1 protein-coding gene is annotated in these 1,141 nt (G+C 32.0%); it reads right to left on the reverse strand.

Translation table 11 applies throughout. The features are described 5' to 3' along the window. Positions 1 to 945: 945 nt before the first annotated feature. Positions 946 to 1,141 (reverse strand): hypothetical protein (locus tag EV695_RS20220; RefSeq protein ID WP_207906903.1); only part of this gene is annotated, 196 nt, incomplete at its 5' end.

A 1,141-nucleotide genomic window follows, 5' to 3' on the forward strand; every position in this document is an offset into this window, starting at 1 on the left:
CCTAATCTGTCAGAGCGGCGCATTATAGACACCTCTCATTTTGAATCAACTACTAATTTCAATTTAATTTAAATAACTTTAAATCAGATCAAAACAACCTACAAACAGATTACTTTAACAAGCAGCTTGTTCGTTGGAGCGGCGGATTATAGGCACTTACAGATTCGATGCAATAGTTAAATGATCATTTGGGTAAATTAAAATACCTGCTATTTAACAGAGAGCCATAATTACACTAACAAAGCTCACTCATTAATTACAAAATTAATGAATATATAAAATGAATAGGTAGAGATAAGTACCCAACCTCATAAGAATGACTAGAATAATGGATAAAGATCGACTATCCCACGTTACTACTTCTTACTACATTTTTATTTTCTCATAGCCTAACAACAAAAAGTTAAGCCCTTCTCTATTGGCTGACCGACTTACATTTATCAAAAGAAAGTTTAATACTTACTTAGTTAATTAAGATAAACACTAAACCACTAACACATATACTTATAAATGCGCGGATTCATTAATCTGATTCAAAATCAATTAGAGTCTAATAGAATACTTAACCTAAAATGTAACCCTATTAAGCAATCTTTAATTAAATGACAGACTCATTAATTCGGACTTTTATAAAACTGTAATCCATCCCTTTATGTTTTTCTTCTACAGAACAGTTCATAAAGTCATAAAACAAAAAAACTACTCGAGATAACTAAAGACTTTTGATCAATAGTTACACTTAAAAAGCCACCTCCCCACTTACAAGCACTTTTTTGATAAATCATTTTTTTACAATTAAAATTAATGAATTACTAGTATAGCAATCACCTAGAGACTCTAGTCTTAACCGTACCTGATGAAAATTTAGGCAAAGTAGAAGAAATTACACTACACGTCAACAATGTAAACAATGTAAACAAATTGTTAGCACATCTAGTTTAATTATCAATCAGCTCTTATTTGCTCGTACAAATACCAGGCAACAATGGAACTCATCAACGTAAACCGATCTGTCTTTAAGGTGAAATTGGAGTGTTTTTTGATAGAAATCGCAGGCATAAAAAAAGCCCGTTCGTTAGAACGGGCTTTCAGGATAATAACTTGGTGATGACCTACTTTCACATGGGGAAGCCCCACACTA

Origin of the sequence: Cocleimonas flava (genome assembly GCF_004339015.1) — a bacterium.
GTDB lineage: Bacteria > Pseudomonadota > Gammaproteobacteria > Thiotrichales > Thiotrichaceae > Cocleimonas > Cocleimonas flava.